This window comes from Thiocystis violacea (assembly GCF_016583565.1).
Taxonomy (GTDB): domain Bacteria; phylum Pseudomonadota; class Gammaproteobacteria; order Chromatiales; family Chromatiaceae; genus Thiorhodococcus; species Thiorhodococcus violaceus_A.
Genome location: NZ_NRRF01000237.1, coordinates 1 through 744 on the forward strand (window position 1 = coordinate 1; position 744 = coordinate 744).

Genomic DNA, 744 nt, shown 5'->3' on the forward strand with positions numbered 1-744 from the left:
AGCGAGCGGTCCAGGGTCATCTCAGGCATCGGCGGCATCTCACCAGCGGGAAAACGACCGCCAAGTGTTACCGACACCATCGCGATTATCCAACAGTACTCGCTAATAGTTTGATGCGATTGCCCTGGATGAAGCACTGGCTCAAGGAACGAGTCTATGCCCGCCTGCCGGGCGGTTTCCGGGCCTTCGTCTATTTCGTTTACCGCTATGTGTTGAGGCTGGGCTTTCTGGACGGACAGGCGGGTACCGCCTTCCACTTTCTACAGGGTTTTTGGTATCGCTATCTGGTGGATGCCAAGGTGGCGGAGGTTAAGCGGTGCATGCGTGAGCGAATTCTTGCAGTGACGGATGCTATTGAAGCTGTGTTGGATATCAAATTGACGAATCGGTCCGTATGAAAAAGGGTTATTTAATCATCGCTTTGGTCGCTGGGGCTGTTTTCGTCGGTGAATTGACCGCACGGTTCGCGCTTGGACTAGGCAATCCTCCGCTCTCGGTCACACACGCATCAATCGAATATTTGTTTAAGCCCGACTAGTGCAACAGAGTGGAAATCCCGAGACTGTTTAATCATTCATGCTGCGAGCGGCTTTCCCTCATAGGTCCAGCGAAAGGGTTTGGCCAACGTGCGATTGAAGAAGTCGATGAAATCGCTGATGCGTTTCTGAAGGTCGTCGATGGAGGTGAAGTTGCCACGGCGCAGGACTTTGCGCGCCAAGATCGAGAACCACATCTCGATCTGAT

At 53.0% G+C, this 744-nt stretch carries 1 pseudogene; it reads left to right on the plus strand.

What is annotated here, in order from left to right:
* Window positions 1-398, plus strand: a pseudogene (locus tag CKO23_RS24985) (hypothetical protein); the annotation flags it as partial.
* Window positions 399-744 lie beyond the last annotated feature (346 nt).